At 67.1% G+C, this 18,929-nt stretch carries 20 protein-coding genes; 6 read left to right on the top strand and 14 right to left on the bottom strand.

The window, feature by feature from the left end:
• Positions 1 to 95: 95 nt before the first annotated feature.
• Positions 96 to 638 (bottom strand): hypothetical protein, encoded by a 543-nt coding sequence (locus N911_RS16795; protein WP_035104607.1) that lies wholly within the window; start codon positions 636 to 638, stop codon positions 96 to 98.
• 109 nt (positions 639 to 747) lie between these two features.
• Between N911_RS16795 and N911_RS0108790 the strand changes: the two genes are divergently transcribed.
• Both N911_RS0108790 and N911_RS0108785 read left to right on the top strand, forming a co-directional pair.
• Positions 748 to 1,485 carry an RNA methyltransferase gene (locus tag N911_RS0108790; RefSeq protein WP_029896305.1) on the top strand — a complete coding sequence of 246 codons (738 nt, stop codon included), beginning with the start codon at positions 748 to 750 and terminating at the stop codon, positions 1,483 to 1,485.
• A 56-nt stretch (positions 1,486 to 1,541) separates the two neighbouring features.
• Positions 1,542 to 2,135, top strand: coding sequence for an LOG family protein (locus tag N911_RS0108785; protein WP_029896303.1), 594 nt, complete (start codon positions 1,542 to 1,544; stop codon positions 2,133 to 2,135).
• 112 nt (positions 2,136 to 2,247) lie between these two features.
• On the opposite strand, the gene N911_RS0108780 is transcribed toward N911_RS0108785, so the two are convergent.
• The 9 genes from N911_RS0108780 to N911_RS0108740 form a co-directional block, all read right to left on the bottom strand.
• Positions 2,248 to 3,216 carry a zinc dependent phospholipase C family protein gene (locus tag N911_RS0108780; protein ID WP_029896301.1) on the bottom strand — a complete coding sequence of 323 codons (969 nt, stop codon included), beginning with the start codon at positions 3,214 to 3,216 and terminating at the stop codon, positions 2,248 to 2,250.
• Entirely contained in the window at positions 3,201 to 4,274 is a 1,074-nt protein-coding gene (aroC, locus tag N911_RS0108775) for a chorismate synthase (RefSeq protein WP_029896300.1), read from the bottom strand. Before aroC ends, N911_RS0108780 begins: the two co-directional genes overlap by 16 nt.
• A 61-nt stretch (positions 4,275 to 4,335) precedes the next feature.
• Positions 4,336 to 5,616 (bottom strand): transcription antitermination factor NusB, encoded by a 1,281-nt coding sequence (locus tag N911_RS0108770; RefSeq protein WP_029896297.1) that lies wholly within the window; start codon positions 5,614 to 5,616, stop codon positions 4,336 to 4,338.
• Positions 5,603 to 6,505, bottom strand: coding sequence for a DUF116 domain-containing protein (locus tag N911_RS0108765; RefSeq protein WP_051694114.1), 903 nt, complete (start codon positions 6,503 to 6,505; stop codon positions 5,603 to 5,605). The genes N911_RS0108770 and N911_RS0108765 overlap by 14 nt, the downstream gene beginning before the upstream one ends.
• Before the next feature lie 56 nt (positions 6,506 to 6,561).
• Entirely contained in the window at positions 6,562 to 7,563 is a 1,002-nt protein-coding gene (gene fmt, locus N911_RS0108760; RefSeq protein ID WP_029896294.1) for a methionyl-tRNA formyltransferase, read from the bottom strand.
• Entirely contained in the window at positions 7,530 to 8,048 is a 519-nt protein-coding gene (gene def, locus N911_RS0108755) for a peptide deformylase (protein WP_029896291.1), read from the bottom strand. The genes fmt and def overlap by 34 nt, the downstream gene beginning before the upstream one ends.
• 4 nt (positions 8,049 to 8,052) lie before the next feature.
• Positions 8,053 to 9,861: an aspartate--tRNA ligase gene (gene aspS / locus N911_RS0108750; RefSeq protein ID WP_029896289.1), complete on the bottom strand. Its 1,809-nt coding sequence runs from the start codon at positions 9,859 to 9,861 to the stop codon at positions 8,053 to 8,055.
• Between the two features lie 55 nt (positions 9,862 to 9,916).
• On the bottom strand, positions 9,917 to 11,155 hold the full coding sequence (gene hisS / locus N911_RS0108745; RefSeq protein ID WP_029896288.1) for a histidine--tRNA ligase: 1,239 nt from the start codon (positions 11,153 to 11,155) through the stop codon (positions 9,917 to 9,919).
• Between the two features lie 117 nt (positions 11,156 to 11,272).
• Positions 11,273 to 11,659, bottom strand: a complete 387-nt coding sequence (locus N911_RS0108740) for a hypothetical protein (RefSeq protein WP_029896286.1) — start codon at positions 11,657 to 11,659, stop codon at positions 11,273 to 11,275.
• Between the two features lie 131 nt (positions 11,660 to 11,790).
• Between N911_RS0108740 and N911_RS0108735 the strand changes: the two genes are divergently transcribed.
• From N911_RS0108735 to N911_RS0108720, 4 genes are all read left to right on the top strand, one after another.
• Positions 11,791 to 12,405 (top strand): TetR/AcrR family transcriptional regulator, encoded by a 615-nt coding sequence (locus tag N911_RS0108735; protein ID WP_051694113.1) that lies wholly within the window; start codon positions 11,791 to 11,793, stop codon positions 12,403 to 12,405.
• Between the two features lie 59 nt (positions 12,406 to 12,464).
• Positions 12,465 to 13,574 carry a hybrid sensor histidine kinase/response regulator gene (locus tag N911_RS0108730; protein WP_029896282.1) on the top strand — a complete coding sequence of 370 codons (1,110 nt, stop codon included), beginning with the start codon at positions 12,465 to 12,467 and terminating at the stop codon, positions 13,572 to 13,574.
• 251 nt (positions 13,575 to 13,825) lie between these two features.
• Positions 13,826 to 14,098 (top strand): transposase, encoded by a 273-nt coding sequence (locus N911_RS0108725; protein WP_029895442.1) that lies wholly within the window; start codon positions 13,826 to 13,828, stop codon positions 14,096 to 14,098.
• The gene (locus tag N911_RS0108720; RefSeq protein WP_051694112.1) at positions 14,095 to 14,871 is read left to right on the top strand and encodes an IS3 family transposase; all 777 of its coding nucleotides are present in this window, start codon (positions 14,095 to 14,097) and stop codon (positions 14,869 to 14,871) included. Before N911_RS0108725 ends, N911_RS0108720 begins: the two co-directional genes overlap by 4 nt.
• Before the next feature lie 164 nt (positions 14,872 to 15,035).
• On the opposite strand, the gene N911_RS0108715 is transcribed toward N911_RS0108720, so the two are convergent.
• The 4 genes from N911_RS0108715 to N911_RS0108700 form a co-directional block, all read right to left on the bottom strand.
• The gene (locus tag N911_RS0108715) at positions 15,036 to 15,482 is read right to left on the bottom strand and encodes a YkgJ family cysteine cluster protein (protein WP_081859124.1); all 447 of its coding nucleotides are present in this window, start codon (positions 15,480 to 15,482) and stop codon (positions 15,036 to 15,038) included.
• A gap of 723 nt (positions 15,483 to 16,205) precedes the next feature.
• Positions 16,206 to 17,177 carry a glycosyltransferase family protein gene (locus N911_RS0108710; protein ID WP_029896277.1) on the bottom strand — a complete coding sequence of 324 codons (972 nt, stop codon included), beginning with the start codon at positions 17,175 to 17,177 and terminating at the stop codon, positions 16,206 to 16,208.
• Positions 17,178 to 17,207: 30 nt separating this feature from the next.
• A complete protein-coding gene (locus N911_RS0108705) occupies positions 17,208 to 18,296 on the bottom strand; it encodes an N-acetylneuraminate synthase family protein (RefSeq protein ID WP_035104600.1) in 1,089 nt (362 codons plus the stop codon).
• 2 nt (positions 18,297 to 18,298) lie between these two features.
• The gene (locus N911_RS0108700) at positions 18,299 to 18,925 is read right to left on the bottom strand and encodes a nucleoside-diphosphate sugar epimerase/dehydratase (protein ID WP_029896273.1); all 627 of its coding nucleotides are present in this window, start codon (positions 18,923 to 18,925) and stop codon (positions 18,299 to 18,301) included.
• Positions 18,926 to 18,929 lie beyond the last annotated feature (4 nt).

The raw sequence follows: 18,929 nt of genomic DNA, 5'->3' as shown, positions 1-18,929 counted from the left end.
CTGGAAGCTGGGTGCCCCGAGGCCTCCGGTGGAAAGGGAGGCCGCGTTCGGGGGCGTATGGGTGCCGTGTTTCGGCGGCAGCCGGGCGGTTTGGGTCAGCTCTCGGGTTTAGCTCCCTCTGTGCCGTTCTCGCCCGCGCCGTTTCCGGTTTCCGCCGCGTTTTCTTCTGATTCCTGGGCGGCCTCGGCGGCGGGCTGTTCCCCCGCGTTTTCGCCTTCTCCCTGTTCCTGGGCTGGTTCGCCTTCGGCCTGTTCCTCTCCTTCGGCTTGCGGCGGCTCCGCGGATTCCCCGGCTGGTTGCTCGGCGGCTTCGGCCGCTCCCTGTTCCGTCTCGGCGGGTTCCGTGGTCTCGGCCTGGGGTTCGGGCTGTTCGGTGGGTTCTTCCTGTTTGGCTTCCGGGGCGATGTCCGGGCCCATGTCGCGGAAGATGGCCTCAATGACCGCCTTGGACTCGGCGTTGGCCTCGTGGCCGTGCTCGGCGTAGGCATTGTCCTGCACCGCTATGGCCGCGGCGAAAACCGCCCGCACGTTCTCCGTCTCCAGCACACCGCGCTCGTGCAGCTGCTCCATCAGCTTCTTGACCAGGGTCAGGGCGGCCAGGTTGGCCCCCATGGAACTCACGTTGCCCAGATCGGCCATGTTAGCCCTCCTGTTTGCCAAAGCATAGCAGGTTCGTGCCGCACGGCAAACCGCCGCGCTTGCCATGTCCGGGTCGCCGGGGCATCATCCGCCCCCTCGGAGGAACCACGTGACAAGCCTCGACAACCTTTCCCTCATCCTGGTCCGTCCCCGCTTTCCTGAGAACATCGGCTCGGTGGCCCGCGCCTGCCTCAACTTCGGCTGCCCCCGGCTGGCCTTGGTGGCCCCGGAGAATTTCGACCAGGACAAGGCCCGCCCCCTGGCCACGGCCCATGCCGCCCACATCCTCGACGCCGCCGAGATCCACCCCGATCTGGAGTCCGCCCTGGCCGGGGTCCACACGGCCGTGGCCGCCACCGCGCGAACCGGCGGATGGCGCAAGGGCATCCTGCCGCCGGGCGAGGCCGCCTCGGAAGCCGCAGCCACCATGGCCTCCGGCGGCGGGGCCGCCTTGGTGCTGGGGCCGGAGGACGCCGGGCTGAGCAACGGGGAACTGATGGTCTGCACCCACCTGACCACCATCCCCACCGCCATGGAGGGCCGCTCCCTGAACCTCGCCCAGGCCGCGCTGCTGCTGCTCTGGGAGTGCTTCCAGGCCGCCCGCCCTGCCTCCGCCGCCAAGGAGCCGGGACGGCTGGCCACCGTGCCGGAGCGGGAGGCCCTCATGCGCAACATCGCCCGCTCCCTGCGCCAGCTGGACGTCATCAAGGGCGGCAACGACGACTACTGGCTCTTGCCCATGCGCCGTTTCCTGACCCGTTTCCCCCTTCGCCGCGTGGAATTCGACATGCTCATGGGCATCACCCGGCAGGTGGACTGGCTTGCCGGGCGGAGCGGGGAAAAATAGGCCGACCGGCGATTTCCCGCCTTGCCCCCGTCACCCGGCGCGGGTAGGTTGCCGCCATGCAAGAACTCAAGCGGATCTGCGTTTTTCTGGGGGCCAACCCCGGCGTCAACTCGGACTACGCCGAGGCCACGCGCGAACTGGGCGCGGAACTGGTGCGGCGCAACATCGGGCTGGTCTACGGCGGCTCCAGCGTGGGGCTCATGGGCAGGCTGGCGGACACCGTGCTGGAGCTGGGCGGAGAGGTCACGGGAGTCATCCCCCGCGCCCTCTTCGACAAGGAGATCGGCCACACCGGCCTGACCGACCTGCGGGTGGTGGAGTCCATGCACGAGCGCAAGGCCATGATGGCCGAGCTTTCCAACGGCTTCGTGGCCCTGCCCGGGGGCATCGGCACCCTGGAGGAGCTGTTCGAGGTGTTCACCTGGGCCCAGCTCGGCTTCCACCACAAGCCCTGCGGCCTGCTGGACGTGGCGGAGTACTACCGCCACATCGGCGCTTTCCTCGACCACGCCTCGGACCAGGGCTTCATCAAGCCCGTGCATCGCACCATGTTGCTGCGCGAGGAGAGTCCGGCCGGGCTGCTGGACCGCATGGCCGCCTACGTCTCCCCCAAGGTGGAGAAGTGGGTGGAGCGGCCGGAGCAGCTTTAGCCGCTTGAAATGCCCCTTCCGCGCAACGGACAGGGCCCCGCTCCTTCTCGATGGAGCGGGGCCCTGTCCGTTGCGGCCCATGAGAGGCCGCCGGGTTCTCTGGAACGGAGGGTCAGAACTCGATCAGCGGGTTGTCCGCAAAGTACCGCAACTCGTCCTTCGGCGCGCCGTCCATGGCCGGACCCCGCTCGGGGAGCCTGAATTCCGAGCCCTCGAAAACCATGGGCTGCAGCCGGAGAAGCAGGTCGGCGGTCTGGTCCACAGCCGTCTCCAACAGCTCGTTGAGGCTGTGGGCGTGCTCCTCCCCTGTGGCCGGGTGCAGGTAGGGTATCTCGCCTTCCAGCCTGGGCAGCTGCTTGCGCATCTGCGGGATGTAGAACAGGGCGCCCAGCTCCTTCAGCCCGCGCGGCAGCATCCTCCGCAGCCGGTAGATCATCTTGGCGTTGAACAGTTTCAGGGACATGCCCTGCACCGAGGCGTACACCTTGAAGGCGGCGGTCATGGCCTCGACGGTCTGGCTGCGCGACACGCCCCCCACTTCGGCGAAACCGCATTCGGAGAAAAGCCGTTTGAGAGCCACCAGCCTGGAGTTGAGCATTCCCTGCAGGGAGTAGGTCATGACCTCCTTCAGCCCTCCGGCCAGATGGATGTCCATGAGCGTTTCCATGGCCCGGTGGCGCTGCACCGCCCGGGAACGATCGCGGGTGTTCTCGTGGTGGTAGTTGCCGGTGTGGTGGAAGACCAGGGGATGGAAGGCGGCGTCCAGGTGGATGTGGCTGGCCAGACCCGCCAGCCAGGCACACAGGTGGGCGTTCTCCGCGCCGCCGCCCTGTTCGATGATGTTGCCGGTCAGAACCCGGATGACGTCGTAGGTGTCCTCGCCGTTGTGTCCGGCCAGGATGTGCGGCACCCGCTTCACTTTCTCGGGGTAGGTGGCGGGCAGGAAATACAGGGCGTCGTGGGCCACCGCGCCCAGGTCCAGGCAGCTCGGGTTGGCCTCGATGGCCCTGGCCCAGGGGGTGCCTTCCAGCTTGCCGCGCAGCTTTTCGGCCGCTATCCAGTGGGTTATTTCTTTGGGCACTCCGCCTCCATGCGGCGTTGCAGCAAAAGGAAATCGGCCAGGGCCAGCCGGACCATGGCCGCGCACACGGGCACGATGCGGGGGATGGCGGAAATGTCGTGGCGGCCGTCGATGGTTATCTCGGTCTCGCGGCCGTCGCGGTCCACCGTGGCCTGCGACTGCCCCAGCGAGGGAATGGGCTTCACCGCCGCGCGCACCACCACCTCCTGGCCGCTGGACACGCCGCCCAGCACACCCCCGGCGTTGTTGGAGCGGAATCCCTCCGCGCCGATGAAATCGTTGTTTTGGCTGCCCAGGGAGCGGGCCGCCTCCAGGCCGGAGCCCACCTCCACCGCCTTGACCGCGCCGATGGACATGAGCGCGGCGGCCAGCCGCGCGTCCAGCTTGTCGAAAACCGGCTCGCCCAGGCCCGGGGGCACGCCGCGCGCAACCACCTCCACCACGCCGCCCAGGGTGTCGCCCGCGGCCTTCACCTCGCGCACCCGCTCCTCCCAGGCGCTGGCCGCCTCGGGGTCGGGGCTGAAGAAGGGCCGCCCGGCAGCGCCGTCCACGTCCGTCCGGGCGGCGGAGATGGAGCCCAGTTCCACGGTGTAGGCCAGCACCTCCACGCCGTGGTCGGCCAACAGGCGTCCGGCCACCGCGCCTCCGGCCACGCGCATGGCTGTTTCCCGGGCGCTGGCCCGGCCGCCACCGCGATAGTCGCGCGCACCGTATTTCATTTCGTATGACCAATCAGCGTGGCCCGGGCGATACACGTCCTTGATTGTGGAGTAGTCGTGGGAGCGCTGGTCCTGGTTGGCGATGAACAGGCCGATGGGCGTGCCCGTGGTGCGGCCCTCGAACACGCCGGACTGGATGGTCACCCGATCCGCCTCCTTGCGGGCGGTGGAGGCCACGCCGCCCTGGCCGGGCCGCCGCTTGTCCAGTTCCGCCTGGATGTCCGCCTCGCTCAGTTCGAGACCGGCCGGGCAGCCGTCGATGACCGCGCCCAGGCCGGGGCCGTGGGATTCGCCGTAGGTTGTCAGCCGAAAGAGGGTGCCGAAGGTGTTGCCGGGCATGGTCGTCTCCGGGGGTTGGTTCCGAGGGTTTCCTAGCCCGGAGCGGGCGGGGGTGGCAAGCTCACGGCTTGCGCAGCAGACAGGCGAAGAGGAACTCGCGCAGGGAGGAGTCCGGCGGAGTGGTGAAGCGGACCGCTTCCACAGCGCCTTTGTCGCGGATGAGCGACTCCACCCGTTCCTCGTTCTCGGCGCGATTGAGAGTGCAGGTCACGTAGGCCAACTCCCCGCCAGGGGGCAGGGTATTCCAGGCCGCGCGCAGCAGCTTGTCCTGAATGCCAGCCAGCTTCTTGGCGTCGCGCGGGGTGCGCCGCCACTTGGCGTCCGGCCGGCGGGCAAGCACGCCCAGGCCGGAGCAGGGCGCGTCCAGAAGGATGGTGCGCGGTTGTCTGCCCAGCGGAGGCTGGGTGGCGTCGGCCAGGAAGGCGGGCAGTTCGGGCAGGCCCAGGCGTTTGGCCTGGCTGTTGAGCTTCTTCAGCCGTCCCGGCCGCAGGTCCGAGACCCACAGGGGACGCACGCCGCGTTCGGCTAAAAGCCAGGACTTGCCGCCGCGCCCGGCGCAGGCGTCCCACACCGGCGGTGACCAGTCCTCGGGCTCCAGCCGCAGCACCGCCTCCTGGGAGGCGGCGGACTGGCGGGTGAGCCGTCCCTCGGCCTCCAGGGCGGGCAGGTCCAGTTCGGTTTCGCCCAGGGCGAAGGCTGTCTTGTCCAGGGAAAACACCGAGCCGTTTTGCAATTGAGGCAGCAAGTCGGCCGCGCCGGGGTGGCGGGTGTTCAGCCGCACGCCCACGGGCGGGGCTTGGCACGAGGCCGCCAGCACCCGCTCGGCAGCCTCGTCGCCCAGCTCCTTGCGCCACAGCCGCACCACCCACAGGGGCATGGAGTGGTAGCGGGAAAGGAAAACGTCGCTGTCCGGGTTGTCCTGGCGGTAGTAGTCCGGCTTGGCCGCGTCCTCGCCCAGGCGGGATATGTTGCGCAGCACGCCGTTGACAACCCCGGCCAGGGAGTCGCCGAAACGCTGCTTGGTGGCCTCCACCGACCAGTTCACCGTGGCGTAGGAGGGCACCCGGTCCAGCAAGGTCAGCTCGAAGGCGGCCACCCGCAGCAAGTCGCGCAGGGGCGGGGGAACCTTCTCCGGCTTGCGCAGGTGGCGGTCCAGCAGAAAATCCAGCCGGGCGCGCAAACGCAGCACGCCATAGGTCAGCTCCGTGGTCAAGCCGGTATCGCGAGGGGGCAGTTCGTCCAGCAGGGGATCCAGGGCGGCCTGCACGTCCGCTCCCCTGCCGACCCGCTCCAGGGCCTCCAGGGCGGCGCGGCGCGCCTTGGGGGTTTCAGCTTGCGCCAAGGGCTTCGTCCTTCTCTTTCTTTTCGGCTTTTTCCCTGGCCTTTTTCTCCGCCTCTTCCCTGGCCAGCCGCTCCCGCTCGTCCGCCTCGGCCACGGCCTGGGGGGTCAGAAAGCGCCGGGCGGCCGCCTCCAGGGCGGGCAGGGCCACCTGGGTGTCCAGGCAGGGGCCAAAGGGCCGCTCGTTGAGCACGCCGAAAACGGGCAGGGGATAGGTGTCCTGGATGCCGGAGGCGAGGTCGCGCTCGCAGGCCACGGCCAGGATGATTTTGGGCCTGGTCTGCACCACGATGCGGCGGGCGATTGTCCCGCCGGTGGCGATGGCGATGTGCAGGCCGTACTTCTCGGCCAGGGAGATGAGTCCGTGGATGGGGCAGCGGCCGCACCGCTTGCACTTGGACATGTCGTGGGTCAGGCGGATTCCGCAGTCGGAACGCTGGAGGCAGTGGGGCAGCAGCACCAGCACCTTGTCCGGCGGGTAGGTTCCGGCCTGATGCTCCACCAGCTCGTTGTTGACCTTGATGAAGGAGGCCCGGATCTGCCGCTTGGAAAAGCCCAGCGCCTTGCCCAGCAGGGTCATCAGGGGCAGGAAGAGCTTCACCGTGACCCCGCGTACCCGGTGGAAGAGCGGCAGGGAGCGTCCGGTGAGGATGTTGTAGACCAGCCCCAGGGCCGCGCCCAGCACGGCCAGCATGACCAGCAGCAGCACGCCGCCGGTTATCCAGGGGGCCAGGGGGTGGATGTCGCGCAGGCCGATGTAGGGCACGGCGAACAGAAGCGCCAGCGCCAGGCACAAAAGCAGGCTGGAACCAGTGATGAGCCCGATGAAAAGCCGCTTGCGCGCGGGCTGGGCGAGCTCGTCCGCGATTTCGTCGTTGAGGTCGTTGGTCATGCGTACTGTCCCGGCATGCTGGGACTATGGCACAAACGGTCCGGCGAGGCCATTATTCAGGAGCAGGCCCGGGCCTGCTGGCAGCGGCCCAGGTAGCCGCAGGCGAAGGCCTCGGCGTCCATGGATTTCTTGCCCCGGGGCGTGAGCCGGGCCACCCGGTAGACGCGGTCGCCGCAGGCGATTTCGAGGCGGCCGCCGCACACGCCCAGCACCTGGCCGGGCTCGGAGTCGTCGGAGCGCATGTCCCCGATCTCCCCGGGCTGGATGCTGACCCGCAGCGGCTTGTCGCGGTCGTCCATGTCCAGGTGGAAATAAGCCCCTGGCCAGGGGTGCATGGCCCGCGCGCGGCGGTCCACTTCCTCGGCCGGGCGGGAAAAGTCCAGCAGCCCCTCGTCCTTGCTCAGCTTGGGGGCGTAGGTGGCCAGGGCGTCGTCCTGGGGGATGGGCGCCAGGGTTCCGTCGCGCAGCATGTCCAGGGTTTCGCACAGCATCCGTCCGCCCATGTCCGCCAGCTGGTCGTGCAGGTCGGCCGCGGTGTCGGTGTAGCTTATGGCCAGGGCGCGCTGCAGCAGCATGTCCCCGGTGTCCATGCCCTCGGCCATCTGCATGATGGTCACCCCGGTGGCGGGGTTGCCTTCCAGCAGGGCGCGCTGGATGGGGGCCGCGCCACGGTACTTGGGCAAGAGGGAGGCGTGCACGTTGATGGCCCCGTGCCTGGCCGAGTCAAGCACCGCGCGCGGCAGGATGAGGCCGTAGGCGGCCACCAGCAAAACGTCGGCATCCAGGGCGCGCAGTTCCTCGACCGCCTCGGGCGTCTTGAAATTCTCCGGCTGGTACACGGGCAGGCCCTCTTCCAGGGCCAGGACCTTCACCGGGGTGGGCTTGCAGGCCCGCCCCCGGCCACAGGGCCGGTCAGGCTGGGAGTAGACCCCCACCACCTCGCCGTGGCCGGTCTCCCGGCACCAGTCGAGCACATGGCGCAGCACCTCGGAAGCGAAGTCCGGGGTGCCCATGAAGACCAGCCTCAATCGTCCGTCCTGGCCGCCTGCTTGACCCATTTCTTCACCTTGCGGTCGTAGAGGGAGCGTTTCAGCCGGGAGATGCGGTCGATGAACAGCACCCCGTCCAGATGGTCGATCTCATGCTGCAGGCAGATGGCCTTCAGCCCCTCGGCCTCGATCTCGATGGGGTTGCCCTCCAGGTCGTAGCCGCGCACCGTGCAGCTGGCCGCGCGGGTGACCTCGCAGCGGTAGTTGGCCACGGACAGGCACCCCTCCTCGGAGACCACCTCGCCGTCGGAGCAGACGATCTCCGGGTTGACCACGGCCATGGGTTCGGCCCGGTGGGAGGGCCCGGTGACGTCCACCACGATGAGCCGGATGGACTCGCCCACCTGGGGGGCGGCCAGGCCGATGCCCTCGCTCTGGTACATGGTTTCCAGCATGTCCTCGGCCAGCTGGCGAAGCTCCGGGGTGATCTCCTCGATCACCTCGGCCTTCTTGGCCAGGACCGGGTCCGGGTAGCTCAGTATCTCCAACGGCATGTCCCTATTGCTTGGCTTTTTCCCGCAGCTTGATGTGCAGCTCGCGGAGCTGCTTGGCCCCGACCGCCGAAGGGGAGCCGGTCATGAGGCAGGTTCCCTTCTGGGTCTTGGGGAAGGCGATGACGTCGCGGATGGATTCGCCGCCGCACAGGATCATGATAAGACGGTCGAAGCCGAAGGCAATGCCCGCGTGGGGGGGAGCGCCGTATTCCAGTGCGTCCAGCAGGAAGCCGAACTTGGCCCGGGCCTCCTCCTCGCCGATGCCCAGGTGCTCCAGCATGCGGGACTGGGTGTCGGCGTTGTGCACGCGCACCGAGCCGCCGCCGATCTCGAAGCCGTTGAGCACCATGTCGTAGGCGCGGGAAAGCGCCTTGCCCGGATCGTTGCGAAGCACGTCCTCCTGCCCCTCCTGCAGGGCGGTGAAGGGGTGGTGCACCGCGGTCCAGCGTTTTTCGTCGGAGTTCCACTCCAGCATGGGGAAGTCGGTGATCCACACCGGGGAGTACTGGCTGTGGTCGATGAGGCCCATGCGCTCGCCCATCTTCACCCGCAGGTGGCCCAGGGCCTCGTTGACCATGGTGGCCGCCCCGGCCTGGAAGAAGAGGATGTCCCCGGCCTTGGGGTCCAGCCGCTCGGCCAGGGCCGCCTTCTCGTCCTCGGAGAAGAACTTGACGATGGGGCTCTGCCACTCCAGCCCGCCGCCCTCGGCTTCCTTGAACTTGATCCAGGCCAGGCCCTGCGCGCCGTAGATCTTCACATACTCGGTGAGGTCGTCGATCTCCTTGCGGGTCAGCTCGCCGCCGCCGGAGACCAGCATGGCCTTGACCAGCTCCGCCTTGGCGAACACCTTGAACCCGGAGCCCTGAAAGACGTCGGAGACCTCGGTCAGGGGCAGGCCGAAGCGCAGGTCCGGCTTGTCCAGGCCGTACTTGCCCACCGCCTCGGCGTGGGGCATGCGCGGGAAGGGCGTGGGCAGGTCGATGCCCCCGGCCTCTTTGAAGAGCCGCACGATCATGCGCTCGGCCACGTCCATGACCTGGGCTTCGTCGGCGAAGCTCATCTCCATGTCGATCTGGGTGAACTCCGGCTGGCGGTCGGCGCGCAGGTCCTCGTCGCGGAAGCACTTGCAGAGCTGGTAGTAGCGGTCCAGGCCGGAGACCATGAGCAGCTGCTTGAACAGCTGCGGGGACTGCGGCAGGGCGTAGAACTCGCCGTCGCTCAGGCGGGAGGGCACCAGGAAGTCGCGCGCCCCCTCGGGGGTGGACTTGGTCAGGATGGGGGTCTCAACCTCCAGAAAGCCTTCCTCGTCCAGGTAGCGGCGCACGGCTTGGGCGGCCCGGTTGCGCACGATGAAGTTGTTGGCCAGCTTGGGCCGCCGCAGGTCCAGGTAGCGGTTGGTCAGGCGGATGGTCTCGCCCGCCTCGCTGCGGTTCTCGATCTCGAAGGGCGGGGTCTTGGCGGTGTTCAGCAACTTGAACTCGCGCACGGCCACTTCCACGTCGCCGGTGCCCAGGTTGGCGTTGGTCATGCCCTCGGGCCGGGCGCGCACCACGCCCTTGATGGCCAGCACGAACTCGCTGCGCAGGGCGTGGGCGCGGTCCAGGGACTCGCGGTCCACGTCCGGGTCGAAGACCACCTGGGTCAGCCCTTCGCGGTCGCGGAGGTCGATGAAGATCAGCCCGCCGTGGTCGCGGCGGTACTGCACCCAGCCCATGAGGCAGACCTCGGTCCCGATGTCGGAGGCCCGCAGGTCGTTGTTGCGGTGGCTTCGCCGCCAGCCGCCAAGATCGTCGATACGCCGCGCGTCGCTCATGCTCGCTCCTTGGAAAGAAAGGCGGCCTCAAGGGCCGCCCATGGGATGATTCGTCTTAGGCCAGGCGTTCGGCCGCCCGGTCCATGGAAATTGTTTCCTGCTCGCCCGTGGCCAGATTCTTGACGGTCACCGTCCCCTGGGCCAGCTCGTCGCCGCCCAGAATGAGGACGTGGCGCGCCCCGGACTTGTCCGCGGAGCGCATCTGCGACTTCATGGACTTGGCCTCGAAGGCCGCCTCGCCGCGCAGCCCGGCCTGGCGCAGGCCGCGGGCCAGCAGCAGCCCGGCCTGAAGCCCGGCTTCGTCCAGCACGGCCACGTAGAAGTCGGGCTTGGCAGCCTTCTGCTCGGCGAGCAGCAGGGCCAGCCGCTCCATGCCGCAGGCGAAGCCCACGCCGGGCACGTCCGGGCCGCCAAGCAGCTTCACCAGGCCATCGTAGCGGCCGCCGCCGGCCACGGCCGACTGGGAGCCGATGTCCGTGCTGGCGACCTCGAAGGTGGTGCCCTTGTAGTAGTCCAGGCCGCGCACCAGGCGGGGGTTGACCGTGTAGTCCAGTCCCGCCTCCTCCAGCACCTTCTTGACCACGGCGAAGTTTTCCCGGCACCCCTCGCAGGAGGCCTGCAGCGTGGTGGGCGCGCCCTTGGTGGCCTCGGCGCAGGAGTCGCGCTTGCAGTCCAGCACCCGCATGGGGTTGGTGGCCATGCGGCGGCGGCAGTCCTCGCACAGGGCGTCGGCCGTGAGGTTCTCGAAATACTCCGTGAGGAAGCCCCGGTAGGAGGGGCGGCATTCGGCGCAGCCCAGGGAGTTGATCTCGAAGGACAGCCCGCGCAGCCCGATGGCCGTGAGGAAGTCAGCCAGCATGAGGATGGACTCGGCGTCCGCCAGGGGGGAGGGCGAGCCGAAGCACTCCGCGTTGACCTGGTGGAACTGCCGCATGCGCCCCTTCTGGGGCCGCTCGTAGCGGAACATGGGGCCGAGGGTGTAGTACTTGTACACCCCGCCCGGCTGGTACCGCTTGGAGTCGATGAAGGCGCGCACCACCCCGGCCGTGGCCTCGGGCCGCAGGGTCAGCGAGCGGCCCCGGCGGTCGGGGAAGGTGTACATCTCCTTGCCCACCACGTCGGTGTCCTCGCCGATGCCCTTGGCGAACAGCTCGGTGCGCTCCACCACGGGGGTGCGCAGTTCGGTGTAGCCGTAGCGCGCGAACACCTCGCGCGCGGTGTTCTCGATGAAGGTGTAGGCGTCGGCCTCGGGCCCGAAGAGGTCCGCGAAACCGGTGATCTTTTGAATGGCCATGTCCGCTCCCGGTACGTGAAACCGGGAATCATTACGAGATCGGGGCCGGAATGTCAAAAGCCCGCGCCATGGCCGGATTGCGGGCTTTTCAGGCGATGCCTTGAGGGCTTCCGCTCCTTATTGCTCCGTCTCCCCCAGGCTCTCGTTGATCCGCCGCAGGGCCTCGGTGGCGGTGCGCAGCAGTTCGCGCAGCTGGTCTCCGGCGACTTCCGTGGCCTTCTCGCCCAGTTCGCGGGCGCGTTCCTCGCCGCGTTCCTTCAGCCCTTCCAGGGTCGTCTGCATGGTCGCGGTCAGGGCGGACAGCTGTTCGCGCAGCTTCTCCAGTTCGTCATCCAGGGCGGAGCGAAGACGCTGGGTCTCCTCCCGCAGGCGCTCCACTTCCTCGGAAAGCTGGGCCTGCTCCGCCTCCAGCCGCTGCATCTGCTCCCGCGACTGGCGCGAGGCGCAGCCGAGCAGGGAAAGCGAAACTACCACCAGGACCAGAACGAGAGCGAATCGTTTCATGGCCACCTCCAGCCTTCCTCTTCCCACGTTCGCGCCCGCATGGGAACCCCCGCTTGCCTAGTGCGCCTCGGAGGCGTATTTTCAGGGCAGATTGGCGGTCCAGGATGAACGGCCGCCGAAGGAAGAACCACATGGCCAAGGTCATCCCCATAACCAAACCCCGCGACACCCGCGACAAGTGCCTTGAAGTCGTGCTCGACCTGCTGGCCGAGCGCGGCTACTCCGGCCTGTCCCTGGAAGCCGTGGCCGCCCGCGCCTCGGTGGAAACCCGCGTGCTGCACCGCCTCTTCGGCGGATTGCAGGGGCTGGTCCTGGCCGCGGGGGAAACCGACGCCCACTGGCCGGACCTCGACGAACTGCAATCCCTGGCCTCCACTCCGGCGGACCCCGAGGAGCAGGTGGCCGTCTTCTACGAGGCCCTGCTGGAAGCCCTGGCCGAACGCCCCCGCACCGCCCGCATTCTGGCCTGGGAACTTGTGGACCGCAGCCCCCACGCCGAACTCATGGAGCGCAAGCGCGTCCGCACCTCCCTGGAATGGTTCGAGGCTCTTCCCGACGGCCTGCCCGAAGAGGAAGCCGACCTCGGCGCCGTTGTGGCCGTGCTGGCCGCGGCCTGCTCCTACCTGGCCCTGCGCGCCGGAGTCCGCCCCCAGTACGGCGGCGTAGACCTCCGCTCCCCCAAGGGGCGCGGCCGCCTGGCAGAAGCCTTCCGCCGCCTGACCCGAGGCCTCTTCGCCCCGGAATAATAATTCGCCGGGCCGTCCTTTCAGCGTACGCTCTCCACCCACCAACGGAAGGAGTGCCAATGGCCCGAATCTGCATCATCGACGACGATCACGCCCTCCGCAACGCCATGAGCCGCAGCCTGGAACGGTTCGACTTCGAGGTCGTTACCGCCGAGGAACCCAACGAGGGACTGGCCTTTCTCCGCAACCAGGGGGCGGACCTGGTGCTGCTGGACTACAACCTGCCCGGCATGGACGGCCTGGAAACCTTCGGGGCCATGCAGCGCGAGTTGGACGACCTCTGCCCGCCGGTCATCATGATAACCGGGCAGGGCAGCCTCCACCTGGCCGTGGAGTTCCTCAAGGCGGGCGGCGCGGACTTCGTGGAAAAACCCATCGTGGATTACGAAATCCTCGATATCCGCATCCGCCGCGCCCTGGACAACGAACGCCTCAAGCAGCTCCAGCGCGAGGAAACCGTGGCTCGCCGCGCCGCCGAAGCCTCCGACCGGCTCAAGGACCTCTTCATCGCCTCCGTGGCCCACGAACTGCGCACACCCCTGACCACCGTGCTCGGCTACGCCGAACTCTCCTTCGAGGCCGCCCGCAACAACCGCTGCGCGGATGCGGAAATGACCGGCCAGCTCCTGGAATCCGCCAAGGACCTCGCCTCCGTGGTGGATGACGTTATCCAGCTCGCGGAAATGGAAGGCGAATCGCCGCTGCCTGTCTCCCCCGTCGACCTGTCCGCCGAACTCAACCTCCTCAAAGAGGAGGCGCAAAGCAAACTCGCCGCCTCGGACAAAGACGGCCAGGTGGAAATCGGATGGGATGTCCCCGAACGCCTCCCGGCCGTACTCGCCGCACCCGAAAAACTCCATCGCGTCCTCTCCCAGCTGATGGACAACGCGGTCAAATTCACCGACGACGGGAAAATTGATGTGTTCGTCCAGCCGGACGAGGACCATGTGCTCGTCAGCGTCCACGACACCGGAGTCGGCATCAAACCCGAAGACAGCGAACGCATCTTCCACCGTTTCGAGAAAACCGACGCCACCGGCAACAGCCCGGGCGCCGGAGTTGGACTCTACCTCGCCCGGCGGCTCGCCGAACGCATGTCCGCCAAACTCTGGCACGAACCCAACGACAACGGCAGCACCTTCCACCTCGCCCTGCGCACCGCCGGGTAAGAGGAAATAAGAAAGGAAGAAGGGAAGATTTCGCCCTGCGGGCGACCAGGGCCTGCGCGGCCCTGGACCCTGCGGCAAAGTAACTTTGCATGTGGGGTCGCGGGTTGGGGCGAGTCAGGGGGTGGATGCCCGGAAGCGCTTCGGCGAATCGGCGATTGTGGGGGGCTGCTTGGTACATATCCTGCCCCCAGTTTGAAACAGCCTTGATTTAAGTGGAAGTCCGTGGCTTCTCAACAGGCAGGAGGTTTGCCATGAAGCGACGGAAGTGGACCCCGGAGCAGAAGACTCGGGTCGTCCTCGAAGGCCTTCGAGGACGACCCGTGGGCGAAGTGTGCGCCGAGTACGCCATCTCGCAGAACCAGTACTACAAGTGGCGCGATCAATTCCTTGCCCAGGCGCACAAAGCGTTCGAGACCGAGCACGGCGCACAGCGTACGGCCAAGCTTGAGCGCGAGAACATGAAGCTCAAAAGCCTGATCGGTGAGTTGACCATTGAGCTAAAAAAAAGCGGGCCGTTCGGATGAAGCGCGGACCATATGCAAAGGTCGCCGAGCGCAACGCCGACCTCCTGGCCCGCATTCGCGGCATCAAGGCCGACCATCCGTTCTGGGGATACCGTCGGGTCTGGGCGTTCCTGCGCTTCGTGGACGGCGTTGTCGTCGGCCAAAACCGCGTCTACCGGCTCATGAGCGAGCATGACCTCACGGTGAAGCCCAACCTGCGACTCAAGGCCAAACGCAGGCCGACCGGCGTCAAGCCCCGGCCCACGCGACCCAACGAGTGGTGGGGTATCGACATGACCAAAATCAAGATTGACGGCTACGGCTGGCTGTACGTGGTCATTGTGCTTGATTGGCGCACCAAGAAGGTCGTCGGCCATTACGCCGGCGACCAGGCCAAGGCGTGGCATTGGCTCTCGGCGCTCAACGCGGCTGTCGGCAGGCAGTTCCCCGAAGGCGTGCGCGACGGCGGTCTTCATCTCATGGCCGACAACGGCTGCCAACCGACCTCGACGAGCTTTATGAAGGCTTGCCGCGTCATGGACATCAAACTCGCCTTCACCAGCTACAACAACCCCAAAGGCAACGCCGACACAGAGCGCTTCATGCGCACCATGAAGGAAGAGCTGGTCTGGATCAATGAATGGCGTAGCCCGACGGCCTTTTACCAAGCCTTGGGCTCCTGGATCGAAGAATACAACCAAGGCTACCTGCACTCGGCGCTGGGGTATAAAACCCCGGTGACAACCGAGCAGGAACTGATCAACTCGCGGACTCTCTTAAAAAAGGCTTGCTAAACCGGGGGCAGTACAAACCATTTTTAAAGGGTTTTTCCTCCCTCTCCCACTGCCCTGAACCACCACCCCCGCCGACCACCTTCCATTCCCTCCACTCCTCTTCAACATGAAAAGGGGAGCGGGGCCTTGCCCGCTCCCCTGAGAAAACGGCACTGCAACTCCGCTTATTCTTCCGTGGAGGTGTCGTCTGCCGGGTTGGCTTTGTCGAGGACTTTGGAGAAGTCTTTTTCTTCCACGAAGCGGTAGCCGCAGTGGTCGGAGAGCTGGCCGGAAACGAAGTAGAGGTCTGGCTTGGGGTAGTCGCGACAGAGTTTGAGGCGGTGTTCGTGGTCGGCGCAGAGGCCGTTTTCGTCCATCCAGGTGCAGGTGAAGGTCAGGAAGCCGCGTTTCTTGCCGGTAATTTTGTACCGCGCCAGGCCGAGGTGGTCCTCTTTGGCCCGCTCGAATTCCTCCGGCGTGCGAATCCACCCCTCCTGCCAGCTCAGGAATATCCCCTGGCAGCATTTGCCGCACAGCTTGCACGACCCCCGGACAACGATGCGTCTGCCCATGACGTGCAGACGCAACCGCGTCCAGCCCCGCCAGAGACTCCAGATAATATCGTTCAACATGGCGCACGGAAGGTACAACCCATGACCGCCCCGTCAACCAGCGAAGTAAGGAAAGAGAAGATTTCGCCCTGCGGGCGACCAGGGCCTGCGCTGCCCTGGACCCGCGGCAAACTCCCTTTGCATGTGTGTTTGCGGGTTGGGACGCGTCAGGAGCGCGAACGGGGAGCACTCCGGCGTATGGGCGATTGTGGAGCGTGTCCACCCGGTAAAACCAGCCCTGGCAGTCAGGCTTCACATGCGTTGAAGGCGAAATTGGGCGAGGGGTCCCCGGCTGGCATATGGCTGTACCCCGCTTCCAAGGGGCGAGAAGATTTCGCCCTGCGGGCGACCAGGGCCTGCGCTGCCCTGGACCCGCGGCAAACTCCCTTTGCATTTGTATTCGCGGATGGCGCGCGGTGGAATCGCGGGTAGGGAGCACTTCGGCGTATGGCGATTGTGGAGCGTGTCCACCCGGTAAAACCAGCCCTGGCAGTCAGGCTTCACATGCGTTGAAGGCGAAATTGGGCGAGGGGTCCCCGGCTACGCCGCGTCAGTACCACGCCCCCGAGCGAAGCGAGGCCCCAGCGAATTTTTGGGGGTGAGGGGGCAGGATAATCCTGCCCCCAATGCCCTGATTTTCCACCCCAGCCAGCCACCTCCAATTCCCTCACTCCCCCACAAAAGCGAACGACCGGGGAGGCTTGAAGCCTCCCCGGTCGTTCTCCCTCTCCTCTAGTCCCTTCGTCAGCACTTTTCCAGAAATTCGGCCAGGCGGATGGCGAGCTGCTTGTCGGTCCAGCGGGTGGTGATGAACCGGCGGGAGGCGTGTCCGGCCTTGTCGCGGAGGCCGGGGTTTTGGATGAGCTGGCGGAGTGTTTGCGGAAGGTTGCGGGGTGTTGTGGTTATCCAGGGGAGGTTGGTTGTGCCGGTGAGTTCGGTGATGTGGCGGCGGTTGTGGTCGTCGAGCCCGGCGATGGTGGGCAGGCCTTGGGAGAGGCCTTCGATGGAGCTGACGCCGTAGTAGCCCTGGAGGTGGTCGAAAAGGATGTGGGCGCGGCGTTTGCGGCGCAGGCACTCCACGTGGGGGGCGTCGTCGATGAGGTCCAGTTCCAGGTGCAGGCCCTCGGTCCGCAGCTGGTCCACGGCGCGAAGGAGGTCGTCGGTGTTCTTGAGGTCTTTGCGGGTGGGGGAGTGGGTCAGCCGTACGGGGTGGTCCGGAACGGAGCCGTCCGCCGGGTGTTTGCCGGGCATGGGCAGGTAGCGCGGGTCGTCCTGGGGGACGAGGTTGGGCTGCCAGCGGGCCTCGGGCAGCAGATGCAGCAGGTCCGGCGTGGAGACGAGGAGGTTGCGGCGGTTCCGTTCGGCGTACTTGCGGCGGTACTTGTCCGGGTCGCCCCTAAAGTCCGGGTGGCCGTGGTGGTGGTGGACCACGGCCTTGCCGCGCAGGTGGTCGCGAGGCAGGAAAGGGCCGAAGGGCTGATCCTCGTCCGCGGTCATATGGAAGTGGAGGACGTCCGCGTCCCGCAGCAGGGCGTGCACTTCCTCCAGTCCCGCCTCGTCCAGATCGGGCAGGTGCAGGTCCGCGTCCCAGCCGTGGTTGTACCGCGTCTCCAGGGTGACCAGCCGGCAGGTGTGTTCCGTGTGCCGGTTGAGCGCCTTGGCGAAGGCGATGGCCGTGCCCGCCGGGTCGTTGACGGCCAGCATGAGGACGAGCACGCGGCGGGGCCTCCTGTCAGCCGGGCCGGGCTAGGCTGTCTTGCGGTTGGCCAGGTGCAGGTGGCCGACCAGATCCCAGGTGAGCAGGGTGTCCGCCTCGATGTCGCGGGCCGCCTTCAGCCCCAGGACGTCGTCCCAGTACAGCGGCGAGATGCCGGTGCCCGGGCTCTTGACGGTCAGGTGCTCCTCGGTGAGGACTTCGCCCGCCTTGATGTCGCGGGCGGCCACCACGGACTTGCGCAGTTTCTTGGCCGCGCCGTCCTCCTTGGGGGTGACGATCTTGTCCGTCTGCCGCATGGCCCGCTCCACCTCGCGGATCATGCCGATGAGGCTCTTGAGCTGGGCGGGTTCCAGGGAGGCGCGGTGGTCGGTGCCGGGCAGCATTTTGTTGAGGGTGAAGTGGCGCTCCACCACGCTGGCGCCCCGGGCCACGGCGGCCAGGGTGGGGGCCAGACCCTCCTCATGCCCGGAGTAGCCCACGGGCAGGCCGTAGCGCTGGAGCAGGGCATCCATCACGGGCAGGGCGATGTCCTCTTCCGGGCAGGGGTAGGAGGAATTGCAGTGCAGCAGCACGATGTTTTCGTGGTAGGCGCGCAGCTCCGCCACGGCCTGGTCGATTTCCTCCCAGGTGGACATGCCGGTGGACAGCACCACGGGCACGCCGGAGCGGCCGATGCGGCGCAGGGTGGGCAGGCAGACCAGGTCGGCCGAGGCGATCTTGATGAGCTCCACGCCCAGGTCCAGGGTCTGCTCCAGGCTGACCGGATCCCAGGCGGAGGCGAAGAAGACCATGCCCAGCCGCTCGGTGAGGTCCTTGGCCTGGGCCATCTCCTCGATGGAAAGCTCCAGGGCGTCGCGGTGCTCGCCGTAGGTGGGCCCGAAGCTGTTGGGGCCGGTGTAGGCCGCGGCCATGCCCTCGGCGGTGAGCAGGGAGGGGGTGTCGCGCTTTTGGAACTTGACCGCGTCCGCGCCCGCTTCGGCGGCGGCGTAGATCATTTCCTTGGCCATTTCCAGCTTGCCCTGGTGGTTGTTGCCGATCTCGGCCACCACGAAGCACGAGTGGCCGTGGCCGATGCCCAGGCCCGAGGGGAGGGTGATGCGGTCGATGCGTTCGCTCATGGTCACAACCTTACGATTTCGAGGTTTCGCCGCTCGGCCAGGGGCTGGAGCTGACGGTGGATTTCGTCCTGCCTGCCGAAGGAGGTGATGACGACTGCCTGGGCGCTGATGGTCTCCAGAACCTGCGGATGGGAGACCACGTGGCCGTGGAACAGGGAGCCGTGCTTGGCCGGGTCGTTGTCCGTGACGGCCAGCACCCGGAAGGAGGAGCCATTCAGCGCGGAGAGAACCACCTCGCAGGTGTCCGAGGCCCCGAACAGGGCCAGCCGCTCCACGCCCTGTCCGCGCAGGTGGTCCAGCTTGCCCCGGATGGAGGCCTTGAGCGAGGAGTAGATGCGGACGATCTCGGCGCAGTATTCGCCCAGCAGTTCCCGGCGTTTGGCTTCGCCCGCCTCGGTCAGGTTGTACTCGAAGCTTTTGCGCGTCACGGGGGTCAGGCGCACGGTGCCCTCGCTGCGCAGCGACTTGAGGTACTTGTTGACCATGGCGCCGCTCATTTCGGTCAGCCGCCCCAGGTGGCACTGGCTCACCCGGCTGCCCGCGGAGACCCCCTCCAGCAGGGAGAGGATGCGCGTCTGCTTGCCGGGCTTGAAGAACTGGTTTTGCTGGGAGAGCACCTGACCGTTCACCTTG

Origin of the sequence: Desulfohalovibrio reitneri (assembly GCF_000711295.1) — a bacterium.
GTDB classification, from domain to species: domain Bacteria; phylum Desulfobacterota; class Desulfovibrionia; order Desulfovibrionales; family Desulfovibrionaceae; genus Desulfohalovibrio; species Desulfohalovibrio reitneri.
This window is presented reverse-complemented; position numbering and strand designations above follow the sequence as displayed.